General features: G+C 47.1%; 10 protein-coding genes. All 10 read right to left on the minus strand.

Annotated features, from left to right (window positions below):
* Window positions 1-8: 8 nt before the first annotated feature.
* Complete coding sequence (locus tag NQ550_RS11570) at window positions 9-7,772, minus strand: LPD25 domain-containing protein (protein WP_025577654.1); 7,764 nt, start codon at window positions 7,770-7,772, stop codon at window positions 9-11.
* 47 nt (window positions 7,773-7,819) lie between these two features.
* Complete coding sequence (locus tag NQ550_RS11580; RefSeq protein ID WP_025577652.1) at window positions 7,820-8,026, minus strand: hypothetical protein; 207 nt, start codon at window positions 8,024-8,026, stop codon at window positions 7,820-7,822.
* A gap of 14 nt (window positions 8,027-8,040) precedes the next feature.
* Entirely contained in the window at window positions 8,041-8,748 is a 708-nt protein-coding gene (locus tag NQ550_RS11585; protein WP_044996211.1) for a hypothetical protein, read from the minus strand.
* A gap of 128 nt (window positions 8,749-8,876) precedes the next feature.
* A complete protein-coding gene (locus tag NQ550_RS11590) occupies window positions 8,877-9,173 on the minus strand; it encodes a hypothetical protein (RefSeq protein ID WP_330575006.1) in 297 nt (98 codons plus the stop codon).
* Window positions 9,160-9,462, minus strand: a complete 303-nt coding sequence (locus tag NQ550_RS11595) for a hypothetical protein (protein WP_025577646.1) — start codon at window positions 9,460-9,462, stop codon at window positions 9,160-9,162. Before NQ550_RS11595 ends, NQ550_RS11590 begins: the two co-directional genes overlap by 14 nt.
* Window positions 9,463-9,607: 145 nt before the next feature.
* Complete coding sequence (locus tag NQ550_RS11600; protein WP_025577644.1) at window positions 9,608-13,750, minus strand: SpaA isopeptide-forming pilin-related protein; 4,143 nt, start codon at window positions 13,748-13,750, stop codon at window positions 9,608-9,610.
* A gap of 189 nt (window positions 13,751-13,939) precedes the next feature.
* A complete protein-coding gene (locus NQ550_RS11605) occupies window positions 13,940-14,887 on the minus strand; it encodes a ParB/RepB/Spo0J family partition protein (RefSeq protein WP_025577642.1) in 948 nt (315 codons plus the stop codon).
* On the minus strand, window positions 14,841-15,668 hold the full coding sequence (locus NQ550_RS11610) for a ParA family protein (RefSeq protein ID WP_025577641.1): 828 nt from the start codon (window positions 15,666-15,668) through the stop codon (window positions 14,841-14,843). The genes NQ550_RS11605 and NQ550_RS11610 overlap by 47 nt, the downstream gene beginning before the upstream one ends.
* Window positions 15,669-15,793: 125 nt before the next feature.
* Window positions 15,794-15,973 carry a hypothetical protein gene (locus tag NQ550_RS11615; RefSeq protein ID WP_025577639.1) on the minus strand — a complete coding sequence of 60 codons (180 nt, stop codon included), beginning with the start codon at window positions 15,971-15,973 and terminating at the stop codon, window positions 15,794-15,796.
* A 252-nt stretch (window positions 15,974-16,225) separates the two neighbouring features.
* The gene (ppdK, locus tag NQ550_RS11620) at window positions 16,226-18,850 is read right to left on the minus strand and encodes a pyruvate, phosphate dikinase (protein WP_025577638.1); all 2,625 of its coding nucleotides are present in this window, start codon (window positions 18,848-18,850) and stop codon (window positions 16,226-16,228) included.
* Window positions 18,851-18,920: the final 70 nt, after the last annotated feature.

Below are 18,920 nucleotides of genomic sequence, written 5' to 3' on the forward strand. Positions count from 1 at the left end.
AAACCGCATTATCTCTCCCGACTTGCACATTTTCTTTCGGGCTGTTCTTCTGCCTGCTCTGGCTCGGTATCCATAACGGAAGTATCTTTTTCATTCAGATTCAGCTCAATGTTAAGAGCGTTCAGCCGTTCTGTTTTTTCTTTCAGCTCATCTTCAAAGGCAAAGGGCTTCTTGATTTCCTCCTTTGCGGTTTCAAGCTGTGCGATAGTTTCCGCCTTTTTGGTCTTGGCAGCTTCCAGTCTGGCGGGGAGCTTTGACAGCTCGTTTTCAATTCGGGTCAGATTTCCGAGGGCATCAGCACCTAAATCTACCTTATGCTTTGCCTTTCCACAAAGGTTCATACAATAATGGGCGTTGACGGTATCATAATAAATCTCTATTCGGAAACCTCGATAGCTGCCGATTTCGGTAGCTGCGGACATCGGATAATCCTTGCAGATTGCAAGGAGCATCTCGCCTGCGTCTGCCTTTTCGGTGTAGGTCATACCTTTTAGGGTCATCGGGCAGAACTTATCCTCGCCCTGCGGCTTGTGCTGCTCGACAAGAGCCGCATCGTTTTCATAGCCTGCAATGCGTTCCTCATACTCTTTAATGGTCTGGGGATAGTATTTCAGCACTCTGTCCTCAAGGTCGTAATGCTCGGAAAGATAACTCTGCTTTAACACTCGGAGCTTGGAAACCTGTATATCCAAATCCATCTTTTCCTTAAAACGGGCATCACCTGTGGCAAGCATTTTAACCTCCGCAAAGGACAGGGCAACCTCGTCCACATCTTCGGCAGAGCGTACAGGGCTTTTGCTCGTCATTATCTGGCTGATAAATTTCTGCTTGCTCTCCACCAACTGATAGAGATAAGCATCAAAAGTCTGCTCGGTCACATATCGGTAAACCTCCACCTCTGGAAACATATTGCCCTGCCGTTCAATACGCCCCTGCCTTTGTTCAAGGTCGGAAGGACGCCACGGACAATCAAGGTTATGGATTGCTATGAGCCTGTCCTGCACATTCGTACCTGCTCCCATCTTAGGAGTAGAGCCGAACAGCACACGGACTTCGCCGCTTCTTACCTTGCCGAACAACTCTTTTTTCTGTGCATCGGTGGTCGCTTCGTGGATAAAGCGTATCTGCTCCGCAGGGATACCACGGGCTATCAGCTTCTCCCTCATATCGTCATAGACATTGAAAGTACCGTCATTTTTCGGGGTGGACAGGTCGCAGAACACAAGCTGTGTCGCTTTGGTATCGGCGTGTTCCTCCCAGATACGGTACACATTATCCACGCAGGCATTGACTTTACTTTCTGGGTCATCTGGCAGCATCGGGTCAATCATTCTCTGGTCAAGAGCCAGTTTTCTTCCATCATTGGTTATCTTGAGCATATTGTCAATGTTCGGCTCGACAAGCCTTGCCCTGACTTTCTCAGCCCGCTTCGCAAGGGAAGCTACCATTTCGGTCTGTATCTCACTCGGCTTAGTCTTAATATTGTGGTAATTGACCGTTGGCACAGGGAGCTTTAGCATATCGGCGGTCTGTATATCCGCCACCTCACGGAACATCTGCATCAGCTCTGGCAGGTTATAGAACTTGGCAAACCTTGTCTTGGCTCGGTAATTCGTGCCTTCGGGTGCTAATTCCAGAGCTGTAACCGTTTCTCCAAAGGTAGAAGCCCAACTGTCAAAATGCTGCAAACCGTTCTGTGCAAGAGTGTCATACTGCAAGTACCTCTGAACGGAGTACAGCTCAACCATTGAATTGCTAACAGGCGTACCCGTTGCGAAAACCGTGCCACGGTTGCCCGTGATTTCGTCCAGATAGCGGCATTTCATAAAGAGGTCGCTTGATTTCTGGGCTTCGGTCTGGGCGATACCGCCTACATTCCGCATCTTGGTGTAGAGGTACAAATTCTTATAAAAATGGCTCTCATCAATGAAAAGCCTGTCAACGCCGAGCTGTTCAAAGTCGATAACCGTATCCTTACGCTTGGTGTCGTTGAGTTTTTCGAGCTTCGTCTTGATTGCCTTTCGGGTTTTCATTAGCTGTTTGACCGTGAACTGCTCGCCTTTGGAAGCCTGCACATCGTCAATGCCATGCTCAATATCATCAAGCTGCTTTTCCAACTGCTCCCTCTGGCGTCCTATGCTCATCGGGATTTTTTCAAACTGCGAATGCCCGATAATGACTGCGTCATAGTCGCCTGTGGCAATCCTGCCGCAGAACTTCTTGCGGTTTCCCGTTTCAAAATCCCGCTTTGTTGTCACAAGTATATTTGCACTCGGATAGAGCCGCAGATACTCGGAAGCCCACTGACCGACAAGATGATTTGGCACAACAAACATGGATTTCTGGCATAAGCCGAGCCGTTTGTTTTCCTGTGCGGCGGCTACCATTTCAAAGGTTTTTCCTGCTCCCACCTTATGGGCAAGAAGCGTATTGCCGCCATAAAGGATATGGGCGATGGCGTTGACTTGATGTGGTCTTAGTGTGATTTCTGGACTGATACCTCCGAAAGTGATATGGCTTCCGTCATATTCACGGGGTCGCACAGAGTTAAAAGTGTCGTTGTAATAACGGACAAGGCGGTTTCGCCGTTCTGGGTCTTTCCATATCCAATCCTGAAACGCCTGCTTGATGACTTCCTGCTTCGCCTGTGCCGCCGTGGTTTCCTTTGCATTGAACACCGCTTTTTTATTGCCGTGTTCGTCATACACATAATCAAAGATACGGGTGTCACGCAGGTTTAAGGTGTCCTCAATAATACGATAGGCGGAAGCTCTTTTCGTACCATAGGTGCTGTCCGCCTTTACATTCCCCATATCGGAGCTTTTATTCTCTATGAACCAGTCTCCGTTTATCGGGGTGTATCGTACCTTTAATCTGCCTGCGGCATAACTTGACGGAGTTAAAAGCTCCATCACAAACCGCTGTATATCTTCCTGCGGTATCCAAGTTGCACCCAGACGGACAGAGATTTCCGCCGCCGAGAGGTCTTTGGGAATGACCTTTTCCAAGGCTTCCACATTAACTGCAAGCTCTGGGTCATTCTTCGCAGCAAGATCCGCAACCGTCAGCTTGTTTCGGACATTTCCTGACAGATACTCGTCTGCGGCTACATAGGAAACATGCTCACAGTTCGGTACTTTGAAGATAACACCTTGTAAATCCTGCACAAGCTCAGCCTGCGTTTTGCCTGTGAGCTGCTCCATATAAGGCAAATCAACACGGGCTTTCTCCCCGATAGAGAGGGCGAGGGCTTCGCTTGCAGTTTCAACCGAAGTTACTTCTCGGTGGGGTTTGATAGTCCGCTTTGTGAACATATCTGCCTTCCGTTTGAAGTTGCCCTCATCATCAAGCACCTCCAGAGAACATAGAAGGAAGTAGCTCTCATCTGAAGCAAAAGCAAGATAGTTTCCTCGGCTGTTGATTAGACCGTATTTTGCGGTATAAACATCATACAGACGGTTGAGGTTTTCCTGCTCGGTGCGTATCATTTCCTCTGGGTAATCATCGGTCTGATACTCTATGAGCTTACGCACACAGTCACGAATTTGGATAAGTCCCTTAATACGGTTTTCTGCGGTCATCGACACAGAAGCAGGTTGCATACGGTCATTCTCTCGGAAGTAAACCCTGCCGTCCACCAGAGTAAAAGAGAAGTTACGCACATTCGGGTCAGCAGGAACGGAAAGCTCCTGCTCATCGGAGATTTCATCAACCCTATTATCAAGCTCTGGGATTTCGCCGTTTATCCTCTGAACTGCATTGGACAGAAGCTCGGAAAGTGGTATATCCTTACGGGCTTTACAGACAGGCTCGAAAGTACCAAAGCGTGTGTTTTCCATCTTTATCTCGCCCAACACCATTTCGGGGTGTTCGACAAAATATCTGTTCATCGTAACACCGTTTTCGTCCGTATCAAGGTGTACCCAGTCTGGCTCTATATCCATCACTCGGTCACGCTTTTGCAGGATAAGAATATCGCTCGTGACCTCCGTGCCTGCGTTTGCCTTAAAGGTGTTGTCTGGCAGACGGATAGCACCTAAAAGCTCGGCTCTCTGGGCAATATACTTGCGTACCTCTGGACTTGCTTTATCCATCGTACCCTTTGAGGTAATGAACATCACAACGCCGCCGGCACGGACTTTATCCAGAGCCTTTGCGAAAAAGTAGTCGTGTATGAGAAATTTCTGGGCGTTGTATCGGCTGTCATTGACCCTTATCTCCCCAAAAGGCACATTACCGAGGACTACATCAAAATGGTCGTCTGGGAGATTTGTTTTCTCAAAGCCCTCAATGGCAATGTTCGCTTTTTGGTAGAGCTGCTTTGCAATCCTGCCTGTGAGAGAGTCGATTTCCACGCCGTGGAGCTTGCTGTTTTGCATACTTTCGGGAAGCAGACCAAAGAAATTGCCTGTGCCGCAGGACGGCTCCAAGATATTGCCCTGTGAAAAGCCCAGGCGGTCAAGTACGTCATACATCGCCTTGATAACAACAGGCGGCGTATAAAAAGCGGTCAGCGTTGACTCCATAGCGGCACGGTATTCCTCTGGGGAAAGGCTGGCATATAGCTCCTTAAACTCCTCCGCCCACGCCGCATTGTGTTCATCAAATGCCATAGAAAGACCGCCCCAACCGACATACCGAGACAGGACTTCCTGTTCTTCGGGTGTGGCAAGGCGGTTTTCAATTTCAAGCTCGTGCAGCAGGTTGATTGCCGCCATATTGTTACGGAATTTTTCTTTTGCTCCGCCGATACCGATGGCATCATCGGTAATACGGAAATTATGACGGTCTGTGGCAAGAGTTTCCGTTTTTTCTTCGGGTGGTAATTCGGTTTTTTCCTGTTCCAATAGCTTTTGGATATAGCCGATTTTCTCCACTCGGTTTATCGGAAAGCCCACATTGTTCTGGAATGTGATGTCACGCAGGGACACATCACCGCTGATTTTCCCGATGCTCTCAATGAGATATTTACGGTTATCTATGATGATTTCCCTGCCTATGAGGTCATCTGTGGATTGCTCCATTTCAATGACAGGAGCTTCTGAGCCATTCACTTTATCGGCATTCGCCTGTGGTTTTTCTTCGGCTTCCTCGGCTGTCCTGTACCAATCACTTTCGGTAGCCATAATCTCATCAAGCAGTTTTTCGTCCTCTGGTTTCAGCTCGGTGTGCTGTTCCAAGAATGGGATAAACTCATCTCTGCCACGGAGCAGGCTTTCTCGGTCATCTCCATATAGCTGTTCGCCCTTTGGCGATAAGGCATAATCGTAAAAATTCTTAATATGGGCAATTAAATCGCCCTCACCATCGCCAATATCAAACCGCCCTTCATAGTTAAATTCCTCGCCGCCGATAACAGCCTTGATAACAAAATCTGTCTTGTGATACCACCCGATATTTTTATCGCCCTCACGCTCACGGTGCTGTTTCTCGTCCAAAATACCAAGCAGCTTATTCCCCAGAGCAAAGCTCAAATCCGTATAGCGGTCATTAAGCTGTCTGTCATAAAAGGCAGGGTGTTCGGAAAAACCGATAGAAAACTGTATTCCGTCCTGCTTTTTCTCGGACGGTGCTTCTGTCCTCTGTTTCTCGGTTACGACCACTTTCAGATGGTCATTTGCAGGATTTTCCGTTAGCTTTTCTTCAAAGTCGGCTCGGCTGTATTCCTGCCCCAAGATAGGGAACTCGGCATTTTGCAGATAGACCTTTTCCTCGGTAAGTGTTGCAATCTCATATTTATCCGCACCGATATACACCACATCGCCCTCATTGTAGAGGTAGCAAAGTGGGTGCAGCTCCCTTAATTCCTCGGTAAACTTCCACCCATTACTGCGGCTGAAAACCGAGGTCGTTTTCCATTGTACCTGTGCAAGAAAGTCTATGAGCTGTTGAACGGTTGAGGGGTCGGATAAGTGCTGTTCCATTTGCTCGGCGGTAACATCTGCAAGGTCGCTTCGTTCCACAACAGATAACAGGTCTTTTTCGTACCTGTCCAAGTCACGGATAAAGTCAGATAGCCGCAAAGCAAGGGTATCCCGTTTGTCGGCAGGCGGCAGGTCACGATGGGCGTCGATAAAACGCTGCCTTGCTATTTTCCTCTGGGTGTCAATCTCATATTGAGGGGCTGACACGCTCTCCAGATAATCGGCATAATGGTCTTTTTCTTTCGGATTGAGATAGCGGTTATCCTTAATCAGCTCACGCAGACGCTTTTCAACCTGTGACCATTTTAACACAAGGTCGTGATTGGTATAAGTGCCGTTTCGGTCAATGGCAAGACCTTTGCTGTCATACCAAGAATGACCGCTGAAACCATCGGGGAAGATGTGCGTACCGCCGCCCGTTCCATACTCATTTTTAAGGAACTCAATATTTTTCTGTCTGTCCACGCCCTTTTGGAATTGGCGGTAGATGCGGTATTTTCCGTCCGCAACACCGCTGCCTTTCTGAAGTACGGAGTCAATATCTTCTTTGGAAATAGCAAAAGCAGAGGCTTTTTCGTCCTCTGCTTTTGCTATCATTTCGATTTGTTCATCTACGGTTGGAAGATTGACCCTAACCTCATCCTCTTTGGCAACGCTTACTTGTAAATCAGTTCGGTCAGTATCACTTCCTCCGCTTGGCTGCGGATGTTGTTCATCAGTCCGACCCACTGCATCGGTGCTTTCTCTTTCAGTTCCTCTGTCACGCCCTGCTCGGCTGAGAGCTGCTTCGTCAGAAGCTCCAACCTCTGGAGTGCTGTCTGCTCTACCTCGTGCAGATGCCCGTTCAGCCTGCCCGATGTCAGCAGATTGAGATAGGTCACTCGCTTGTGCTTCTCCAGATAATCCCTGTGCATCAAAGCGTACCTGCCAAGCGGAAGCTCTGGCTCTGTCGGTAATGTTAGGTCGGGAATAAGATAATCCCCCTGTCTGCTGTAAGTGATTTCGCTCATTGTATTCGCTCCTTTCGGGTTGTTGTCTGCCTTTATCATACTGAGCCTGCGTTTTTTGTGCAAAGGTGCGATTCTGGTCTTTTTCCGCTATTTGCACATTTCGGATAGACTGTGAGATTTCCCGTAACGCCATTTCCGCAATATCGCTCGTGGCAACGCCGATGGCGTTTATCGTTGCAGGGGTATTGAAATTTACAATATCCGCAAAATCCTCTCGGTCAAAAAACTCATTCGTATCCAGACCGCAGCGGCTGATCAGCATAAAAGCAACGCTGTTTGTTGCCAGCCGCCTGTAAATGACTTCTATATTAAAGTCGTCCAGTTCTTCCAAAAAGCTGTCTTTCGTGCAGTCCTTTAACTGAGAAAAATAGTCTTGCAGATTGTCCTCCACGGCGTTCTTTGCCGTTTCCATTAAGTCAGAAGCAAGGTCAGTGCTTTCCACATCTCCAAACCTGTCCGAGAGCCTTTCCATAACAGCCTGCTCGTATCGCTCATCCATCTGCCATATCGGAACAGGGCGGCTGCCATAATAGCCCTCGTGGGTGTCGGACACATCAAAATAGTATTTCAGCGTATTCCTGCGACCTTTCGGGTCAAATACGGCAATACCCTTGCTGTCCTTATTGACCCAACGCTTGAACTGCCTGTTCCAAGTTTCGAGCTTCGCAACAGCGACAGCATCGGGGCGTTGGGCGTATATTAAAAGCTGTTCGTCAAAACGGCATTTATAGTTGCGGCAGGCAGAGGACAGAAAGCCCTGCCACGCCTGCGGATTTTTTGCAACCGCAATGCCTGTACGCCGATACAGCTCTGTGATTAGCTGATACTTCGCAGCCATTCAACCTACACCTCCTTATCGTTTCTGTTTCAAATATTTCTGTTTACTCACTCAGCACCACCGCCAAGAAAAGAAATGACCTTGTTCGATTTAATGCTCTTTTGCAGGTCATTGATGAGAGTAATATCCCCAACCGTGATGCCCTGCATAGAAAGAATATCGTCCATAGTCATAGCGGCAATCGCTTTTTCATCGGTAAAGCCTGCTTCCAAGACCTTATTCAAGACCTTGACGGCTTTCTGATTAACAGCCATATTCTAAATCCTCCTTATCGTTCTAAATCCTTGTGCTTCGGTGTTTTCTGCGGCGTTTGTTCCGCAGGTTTCGGCTCATAGGTCGCCCCGTTTTTCTGCATACGCTCGGCAAACTCGCAGATGTGGTACAGATTGCTGCCGACTTCGGTATGGTATTCATCAATGAAGCGGCAGGGATACTCCCGTTTCTCTTCCCAAGAAGTCGTGACAATGACCTTTCCGCCGTCGGGGATACGGAACAGTTCTTTATATTGAGGGTCAATAAATCGGATACCTTGTTCTGCTTTCTGGATATGCTTATTAAGCCATTCCTTCACATAGCAATAGCAGTAAAAATTATAGTCGCCTTTGGTGGGATTGCACCGAAGCAGAAAAGCGTGTTTCTCCGTATCCACACGGAAACCGTACTCCGTACAATAGTTACCCTTGATAGCACTTTCGGGAAAATGCCTTGCAAACGCACTCATATCATAGCGGTTATGCAAAAGCCCTTTATCCTCCCGTAAAGCATTGATGACCGTATCAAGGTCTGCCTTAAATTCGTCAGATTTCCATTGTGGTCTGGTATCAAACCAAGTGGTGTAAAAGCCATAGCCCGTCGTGGCAAAGTCACCACGCAGATGCCCGATAGTGCCTGTCTGCCCCTCAAGCTGCATACTTTGGGCATAGGTGTATTTCTGTTCTGTCGGGGTTAAAGGTCTTGTCTTTATTTCATTACTCATTCGGCTGCTCCTTTCTTTCCTTTTTCTCTTTCTGCTCGTCTAAAATCTTGCGAATACAGACATCGCAGAAAATAACTGACCCATCCTTATATCGGGGATAAGGACAGGTCGTGCAGTCATATTTTATTTTATCGCTCACGGTCATCACCGTTTTTCTGCTTCTGGGCAGGCTGATTATAGGGCATACGGCACTCTGACTGGTATCGTTCATTCAGCTTTTGCCGTGCATCATCAAGCTCATTCGTGTAATAACCCCAGAAATAATTTGAGCCTCCCTTGCAGTACCAACACACATAAGGGTTGGGTGAGTTGGGATTGTGACCGATGACAAGCTCTGTACTCCCGATAGTACAGCTCTCAATGATTTCATAGTTCTGATTGGAGCGTTTTTCTTCGTCCATAAGCACCTCTCTATTCTTTGGCATAACGCCGATAGGCTTTCTCGCCCGTGGCTCTCATTTTTTGAACAGGGCGGCTCCCTACAAGCTCTGGATACCGTGCCTGCAGCTTGCGGCGTGTCCTGCTGACGCTCTCAAAGCTCGGCAGACCGAGATATTTGTGCTGCGTCATTATCTCCGCAAGCGGCATTGCTCCTGCATCCTTCAAACAGGCATTACAAAGTGCAAGATACAGTACCATATCGTCATTTCTGGCATCTTCATTCTTTTCCAGAACAGCCCTGACTTTCTTTTCAATGGTTTTTAGGTTTCTCATCTTTACCTCCATAAAGGAAAGGGCGGCATCTTTCAGCCGCCCAAACAACTTACTTATTCTTTCTGTTACGGATATTCAGCCATACCGCCGCACCCACAATGAACACGACAAGCACGATTGCGATAATGGTTTTAGCGTCCATCAATTAGTCCTCCTTTTTCTTCTTTCTGTTCTTATAACCGACAAATCCGAGAACGCCCGCACCGACAACAGACAACGCCGCAAGGCTTACCCATAAGCCCAGATTGAAGTCATCGCCTGTTTTCGGGGTATCCCTGAACTCATTGTGCATCTGCACGATAGCCGTAGCGTTCACCTTTACCGTTGCCTGTTTATCGGCAGGAAGGATATATCCTGCGGAAGCCTTGTCGCTTACTTCGGATACGGTATAGTCGCCAATCCGCAAGCCCTCAATCACGATTTCCCCGTTCTTATCTGTCTTAAAGGTCTGGTCATAGTCCACGCCTGTCACACGGAAAGAGAAGCCCTCCACCTTGCCGTCAGAGGAAGTCTTTACGATTTTAAGAGAGCCTTTCTGTGCTGCATTGATAAAGCCAACACCCGCCTTGTTTTCCACTGTGTAGGTCTTTCCGTTCTCCTCGATGGATACGGCATAAACATCTTCATCAAGCACAAAGCCTGTCGGAGCTTTGGTTTCCTTTACCAGATATTTGCCGTAGCGGAGTTCACTCATCTGGTAAACGCCGCCGTCAAGTTCCTTCATTTCGCCAAGCAGCGTATCGTCTTTATCCAGTTTCCCATCGCCATTGGTATCGGAGTAAACCTCAAATACCGCACCAGACAGCTTGTTGTCGGGATAATCCTCATCAACCTTTGTCAAAGCGATATTGCCCTTAATGAAGTAGTTGACAAGTTCGATTTCCACAACTTCGTCCACCTTGCCAATAGTCACGGCGATTTCTTCCTCGGAGAGTACATATCCCTTCGGGCTTTCGATTTCACGGATTATCCAAGTTCCATACGGCACTTTGGCAAAAGAAAAACTACCATCATCTTTTGATGTGGTAGCGGCAATCGCATTTTCCTTTGTAAACTCGGTAGTTCCTGTCTTGAAGATACCGATAACTGCACCGCCCAGAGTTTTTCCGTCCTCATCAGATTTCTTACCGCTTACAGAGCCGTAAATAATGTCATTTGTGATAGCTTCGCCCTCGTTGGCTGTAATGCGGACAGTTTCGGTATCCTGTCCTGCGTATTCAAAAGTAACAGGGTATTTTGCATCGCTGACAATATATGCGGAGTTGGTCGAGATTTCCTGCACATAATAGCTGCCCATCGGCAGGTCGCTGATTGCTTTCCCGTGACCGCTTTCATCAAGGGAAATGACCTCAATCAGACCGTCCGCAGGAATGGTCTTTCCATCTGCGGCTGTGAGTTCCTCCGCCGCATACAAGCCAAAGGTCACATCAAAGATTTCCCCGTTCTTGCCAATGCCGTAGGCTTCATCAATGGCAAGGCTCTTGATGAGGTCGATTTCAACACGCTGTCTTTCATTATAGAAAGAAGTAGCCGTTTCCGTTACATCAACATTCTGTCCTGCATACACAAGCTCAACAGAATGGACTTTCTCGTTCAGCACCATTCCATACGGAGCTGTGATTTCCTTAACCTCATATTTTCCGAGATACAGTTCTTTGGATTTTACTGTACCGTCTTTTCCTGTCGTAACGGTATCCACAACCTCGCCCTTGTTTGCTCTGACCGTCCCGTCCAGAGTGACAATATCCTCGGCTGCGGTAATCTCATAGACTGCACCCTCAAGACCGCTGACAGAGAAAATCGGCTGATACAATCCCTTATCGCCTGCCACGGAGCTGAATACCTCGCCAGACTTTTCTACTGTAATTGTACCTTTCTGTGCCATATTGGAGCGTACTACCTCAATAACGGTAATGCCGCTTTCTTCCTCGGAATTTTCCTGCACCACATCAAAATAAACAGGCTCGGAATTTAAGACATACCCATAGGGGGCTTGTACTTCCACAAGGGAATAGCCTTTGCCGTATTCCAATGTCTGCGGTGTGATTAGGTCGCCGTCTGCCGTAGTATAGAAGGTGTCAATGGTCGTCACTTCGGGATAAGTGAAAGTCATAGTCACAAGATTTCCATTCGGGTCGTAAATCTGGAAGCCTGCACCTGCATACGGGATTGTATTGCCTGTTTCTGCATCTTTCTTTACGATTTTGATATAGCTCTCAAAGTTAGCGTTGTTGATAAGGTAGCGGTAGGTCTGACCGTCCTTGCTGATAAACACATCAAAGTCTTTCATCAGTTCACGCCCCTCCCAACCAAAGGTCTGGCGGACGGTATAAATGCCATACGGCATATCCTTTGTCTGGGCAAAACCGTTCTCGTCACAGGTCAGCACATCACGCTCGGTTTCCTTTGCATTTTCATAGCTGCCTGCGGATTTGAGGAACACTTCAAATACCGCACCTTCTTCGGGTGTTTCAATCTGGGTTTCCCCGTTATCCGTATGCTTGATGAGTGCGATATTGCCTTTGATGACCTGTTCATTCACATCGTTTGCGGTACTGTTCAGCTCTACCGTGTATAGCTCTGGTTCTGCACCTACCTTGTGGATTGCGGTATCCAGAAGATACCCCTCGGACGGGCTGATTTCACGGACAGTCCAATCATTATCACAGATATAATACTTGGTCGTAAACTGACCGTTTTCATCAGTCGTGTAGGTGTCAATCAGTTCCTCACCTTTATAGATGCCGTAAACCGCACCTGCAAGGGAAGCGTCGCCCTGCGGAGAACCTGTTTCTGCATCGGTCTTTGTCACAGTCACTTGGAATTTCTTCAACACATTGTCGAAGCTGCGTTTTGTGACCTTGTTCCATTCAATCGGAGCTGTCTGGGAAGCAGGAACGACATAGCGGACTGCGGTATCCACTTCCTCAACCACATACGGGGTATCGCCACTGATAAGGACATTTTCAAACTTAGCCAGTCCGTTTTTATCAGTCACGGCATACTCGTCAACAGGCAAGCCGCTTAAAGATGTGCCATAAAGGTGGAATTTCATTCCCTCCACCAGATTGTCCTCGGAAGTCTTGACGATTTCCAGACTGCCACGCTTCAAAGTATTGCTGAAGGTCACAGTAGAGGTTTTTCCTCCGATAAGTGTGACGGTCTGGGTTTTCTGCGGCTCATAACGGTCAATAGACTGTTCTGTGACCGTATAAGTGCCAGGGAATAATCCCTCCACGGAGACAGAGCCGTCCTTTCCTGTCTTAACTGTTTTATTGAAGTTATCACCTTTGATTGTAAAAGAGATGCCCTCCACAACTCCGTCCTCAGAAGTCTTTTTGAGGGCAATCGTGCCTGTCGGCGTTTCGATATTGATATATGCAGACACGGTATCAGCATTCTCCACACCTGTTACCAAATCCTGCAAGTTCGGGTCGCCATAGGCAATGAGCTTTGCACTGCTGCTGACAGTCGGCACATTGTTCCTCTTTGCCGTAATGCGGACAGAACCGCTGATAGCTACGGTGGAGCTGATTGTCAGCTTATTTCCAGACTTCGATACACTCACATTGCTGTCAGAGCTTGAAAAGCTGTAATCGGAAAGGACGCCGTTGCTGTCCGTCAATGTGATGCTGTACTTTCCGTCCTTGTAGGCAAGCTCCTTTGTGATGTCATTCTTACCGCCCGACATAAAGCTCGGAATGGTGTTATGCTCACGCAGCATTGCAACAATCTGGTCATACACTGCCCTTGCTCCGCTGTTGGCATAATTTGAACCGAAGTGCAGGCTGTAAACGGTGGTGCTTGTCTGGTTATATGAGCCTGTGGCTTCACGGCAGCCTGTGACAAACTCCCATACGAGGGTCTGCGTGGCAAGCCATTTTTCATCATCACTTCCCGACAGATTATTTCGGTTGCCCTGATACCCATAGAGCAGGGCAAGCCCAACCGCCTTTTTCTGATTGGCTGAAAGGGCGTTCCAAGTATCAGAGGAAGCCTTTTTCAAGGTGTTTCCTGTTTTCAGCGGTACTCCCGGCTGAATACAAAACGCATTCTCACCGTCCACAAACATACGGTACTTATAATTTCCCGTTCCGCCTGCGGTATAGCCGCCGATATTCGCACTGGAATTGTACCTCATCGCATTGCCGTTGCTGTCATAGGTGTGGGAAAAGAAAATCGTCCCGATGTCACCCGCAGCAAACGCCGTCGCAGGCATTATGGATAATGCCGTGACCGCAGCCATTACAAAAGCCGCAGCCTTTTTGAATAATTTAGGGATTTTCATAGTTACCTCCTGTAATTTGGATTGAATATTTTGCCTTACTGACCGAAAAAAGCTGCCCGTTATGGACAGCCTAAAGTATTTCTTTTCTCGGATAGTTACTGGCAGTAGTTAGGGGGTGAGGTGTGGAGAGGGGGAAGCCGAAATAATGGCTATCCACTCAAATGGGCAGACCTCGCCCTCGATGTGTGGCTATCTCTCGTGAGCCTTGTTCCGCTGCAAGTGTCGGTTATAAAACTCTAACGCCTTGACAACAAAATCCGTTTCCTGCCCTCTGGGAACAGTCTTGGGAATGAGCTTGGTTATCCTCTCGTCACGGAAAGCAGGTTTTTCCTTCTGGTTGGGCTTTTCTTCCTCCATAATGGACTGGATAACCTCGGAAGTGAGCTTGCCGTCTTGGTTATACTTCTTCATTTTGATAGCCTGTGCCAATGACGGGGTAGCATCGTTGTACTCCATTGCTTCAAGCAGGGTGTATTGCTGTTCCTCGGTCAGATAGGAAATTTCAACCGCAGGACGAAAAGCAATCTGCCTTTCATCTACCATTTGCAGGATTTCGGGAACAAGCTCCGTTAGACGGATATAGCGGCGTATCTGGTCTTTGCTTTCTCCAACAAGTTCTCCTAATTCCTCATCAGAACGCCCTTTTGATAAATTAGTCGCCAATGGCGACGCATTTTCTTTTGGGGGTCTGCCTGCCTGTCGTTTCATAGCTTCCAACCGCATTTTATACGCAAACGCTTTCTCACTCGGCAAAATAACAGAGCGTTGGAGATTACTTTCCACCATGACAATAATGGCTTCATCACGGGTAAGCTCTTTGACCTCGCATTTCAGCGTTTCAAGTCCTGCAAGTTCACAAGCCTTTTTTCGCCTGTGACCACTGATAAGCTCATACCGTCCGTCCTCTTTTAAGCGAACTGTCGCAGGGGTCATTACACCGTTTCGCTTGATACTCTCAACAAGTTGTTCCATATCTTCGTCCATCAAAACCTTGAACGGGTGGTCTGGAAACTCGTCAATCTCCGATATGGGAATATCCCGTATCTTGCTTAGCTTTGCTTCCTCACGGCTTTCGTCCGTCTGAAAAAGGTCATCGTATGCGGTCAGCTCGATTTTGGTTTCTCTGCTTCTCGCCAATCTCTGCCACCTCCTTTCCTAACTGCTCATAGGCTGCGGCAACCTTGCCGCTTTTGTCGTAAGCAAAAATACTTTTGCCTTCTGCGGTAGCTTCCACCGCACGGATAGAATGAGGTATCTCGGTATCAAATACCTTGATTTTCTTACCGTATGCACTTTTGACCGTTGCCGTAATTTCCTTAGAAATGTTGGTACGGGGCATTACCATAGTCATTAAGATACCGTCTATCCGCAGCTTTGGGTTGATTTGCCGCTTGACCATTGATACGGAGCGAAGCAAAAGCTCCAGACCTTTAGCCGAGAGATAGTGGGGCTGTGTCGGGATAATCACGCTGTCAGCCGCCGCCAGAGCATTGATGGTTATCATGCCTAAGCTCGGCATACAATCAATAAGCACATAGTCGTAATTCTTTTTAACCTCATTGACATAGGTTTTCAGCACACGCTCACGGCTCATTGCATTGATTAGCCTTACTTCAAAGCCCGACATCTCAATGTTTGACGGAAGCAGGTCGACGCCCTCGCTATGGTGGATAATACCCTGTGAAACATCAAGCGTTTTATCGTCTATGATGTTCTGCATCACAGTAGAAAGCGTTATGGGAATATCGTCTGGTCTGTTATAACCCAGAGCCATCGTGAGATTTGCCTGTGCATCGGCATCAATCAGCAGGACTTTTTTACCCTGCTGCACCAGACTTACACCCAGATTGACCGCTGTGGTTGTTTTTCCGACACCGCCTTTCTGGTTAGTCAGAGCAATCACTTTGCAATTTGACATAGATGCGTCCTCCTTTCGCATAGATTTAGCCACTTTGTCAAGGTGGCTATGTAAACAGTACCAGAGAACGCAAAAAAGCCGCCTACTCTTAAAATCAATAAGAATAAGCGGCTTTGTAATTTGCCTTAGACATATTCAATTTTCATTCTCTTGGTCGGTGCATTTATGACCTTAAAAATAAGCTCGTCAACACAATCCGTATATCTGCCTTGCTGAATGAGCTGATTTTTTAACTCTACAAGGCTATGTATCAAAAGTTTTCTTTCGTGGCTATCCAAATACAGATGATTAAATTTCTCTCTCATAAGCACACCTCCACTTCTTTAGCTTCATTATATTGGAAAGTAGGGGAAAGGACAAATCTGCAAAAAGGGACAAAAAATAAGCGTACCACTATTTCTAATGATACGCTTATCGTATTTAACTGTTAATCAAGGTCTATGAATACCCTTACAGTGGTATCTCTCCACTGATTTTTCCTTACATACTGTCCGTTAGCCTTTCGATAGGCTGCTGCCTGCTCGAAACTAAGCGGCAATTCAAAGGAAAGAGAACTCCTACCTATTTGCAATAGCAGCCTGTGCTGCTGCAAGACGAGCGATCGGTACACGGAATGGTGAGCAGGATACATAGTTAAGACCGATCTTGTGGCAGAATTCTACAGAAGACGGATCTCCACCATGCTCGCCGCAGATACCTACGTGAAGGTTCGGGTTAACTGGTTTGCCGAGTTCGATAGCCATCTTCATCAGCTTGCCAACGCCAACCTGATCCAGTTTTGCAAATGGATCGTTCTCGAAGATCTTAGCGTCATAGTATGCGTTGAGGAATTTACCTGCATCATCACGGGAGAAGCCATATGTCATCTGAGTAAGGTCGTTTGTACCGAAGCAGAAGAAGTCTGCTTCTTTAGCGATCTCATCAGCTGTAAGAGCTGCTCTCGGGATCTCGATCATTGTACCAACTTCATACTGAAGGTCAGAACCAGCGGCTTTGATCTCAGCATCAGCTGTCTCAACTACGAATTTCTTAACATATTTAAGCTCTTTTACATCGCCAACAAGTGGAATCATGATTTCCGGTTTGATTGTCCAGTCCGGATGAGCTTTCTTAACTTCGATTGCTGCGCGGATAACTGCTGTTGTCTGCATCTTAGCGATTTCAGGATATGTTACAGCAAGACGGCATCCACGATGTCCCATCATCGGGTTGAACTCATGAAGAGAAGCGATGATAGTCTTGATCTGCTCTACAGTTTTGCCCTGAGCATCTGCAAGTTTCTTGATGTCAGCTTCATCTGTAGGAACGAACTCATGAAGAGGCGGATCCAGGAAACGGATAGTAACAGGGTTACCTTCCAGAGCTTCAAAGAGACCTTTGAAGTCATCCTGCTGGAATGGAAGAACTTTTGCAAGAGCTTTTTCTCTCTCTTCTGCTGTTTCGGAGCAGATCATTTCACGGAATGCATCGATACGTCCCTCACCGAAGAACATATGCTCTGTACGGCAAAGACCGATACCTTCTGCACCAAGCTCTACAGCTTTCTTAGCATCAGCCGGAGTATCTGCGTTTGTACGAACTTTCATTGTTCTGTACTTGTCAGCCCATGCCATGATGCGTCCGAACTCACCAGCGATTGTAGCGTCTACAGTCGGGATGATTCCGTCGTAGATGTTACCGGTTGTACCATCGATGGAGATGAAGTCTCCTTCGTGGAATTCTTTACCAGCAAGTGTGAATTTCTTGTTTTCTTCGTCCATAGCGATATCACCGCATCCGGATACACAGCACTCACCCATACCACGGGCAACAACTGCTGCGTGAGATGTCATACCACCACGAACTGTCAGGATACCCTGAGCAGATTTCATACCTGTGATGTCTTCCGGAGATGTCTCAAGACGTACAAGTACAACTTTCTCTCCTCTTTCAGCCCATTCAACAGCGTCATCAGCTGTGAATACGATCTTACCGCAAGCAGCTCCAGGAGAAGCGCCAAGGCCTTTACCCATTGGTGTAGCAGCTTTCAGAGCAGCAGCATCAAACTGTGGGTGAAGAAGAGTATCAAGGTTACGTGGGTCGATCATAGCTACAGCTTCTTCTTCTGTTCTCATTCCCTCATCAACAAGGTCACAAGCGATCTTTAAAGCAGCCTGAGCTGTTCTCTTACCGTTACGTGTCTGAAGCATATACAGTTTACCATGCTCTACAGTAAACTCCATATCCTGCATGTCTCTGTAGTGTTTTTCAAGTGTTTCGCAAACCTGTTTGAACTGTACGAATGCTTCCGGGAATTTCTGTTCCATTTCGGAGATGTGCATAGGTGTACGAACACCGGCAACAACGTCTTCACCCTGAGCATTTGTAAGGAATTCACCAAACAGACCGTTAGCTCCTGTAGCAGGGTCACGTGTGAAGGCAACACCTGTACCACAGTCATCACCCATGTTACCGAATGCCATCATCTGTACGTTAACTGCTGTACCCCAGGAATACGGGATATCGTTGTCACGACGATATACGTTCGCACGTGGGTTGTCCCAGGAACGGAATACGGCTTTGATAGCACCCATTAACTGTTCCTTAGGATCAGTTGGGAAATCAGCACCGATTTTTGCTTTATATTCAGCTTTGAACTGTTCAGCTAATTCATGAAGGTCTTCTGCAGTAAGTTCAACATCCTGCTTAACACCTCTTTTAGCTTTCATCTCATCGATAAGTTCTTCGAAATATTTCTTTCCGACTTCCATAACTACATCAGAGTACATCTGGATGAATCTTCTGTAGCAGTCCCATGCCCAACGAGCATTGCCGGATTTTTCAGCAAGTACGTTAACAACGTCTTCATTTAAACCAAGGTTCAGGATAGTATCCATCATACCTGGCATAGAAGCTCTCGCACCAGAACGAACGGAAACAAGCAGAGGATTTTCTTTGTCACCGAATTTCTTTCCGGTAACTCCTTCCATTTTGGTGATTGCTTCCATGATCTGAGCCATGATCTCATCATTGATCTGTCTTCCGTCTTCATAGTACTGAGTACAAGCTTCTGTTGTGATTGTGAAGCCCTGAGGTACAGGAAGACCAAGGTTTGTCATTTCAGCAAGGTTGGCACCTTTACCACCCAGAAGGTTTCTCATATTAGCGTTACCTTCTGTAAACATGTAAACCCATTTTGCCATTTTACATTTTCCTCCTAAATTATTGTTCTTTTGTAACTATTCAGCATTCTGTTGTGAAGTAACTGAACAG

Origin of the sequence: Blautia wexlerae DSM 19850 (genome assembly GCF_025148125.1) — a bacterium.
GTDB lineage: Bacteria > Bacillota > Clostridia > Lachnospirales > Lachnospiraceae > Blautia_A > Blautia_A wexlerae.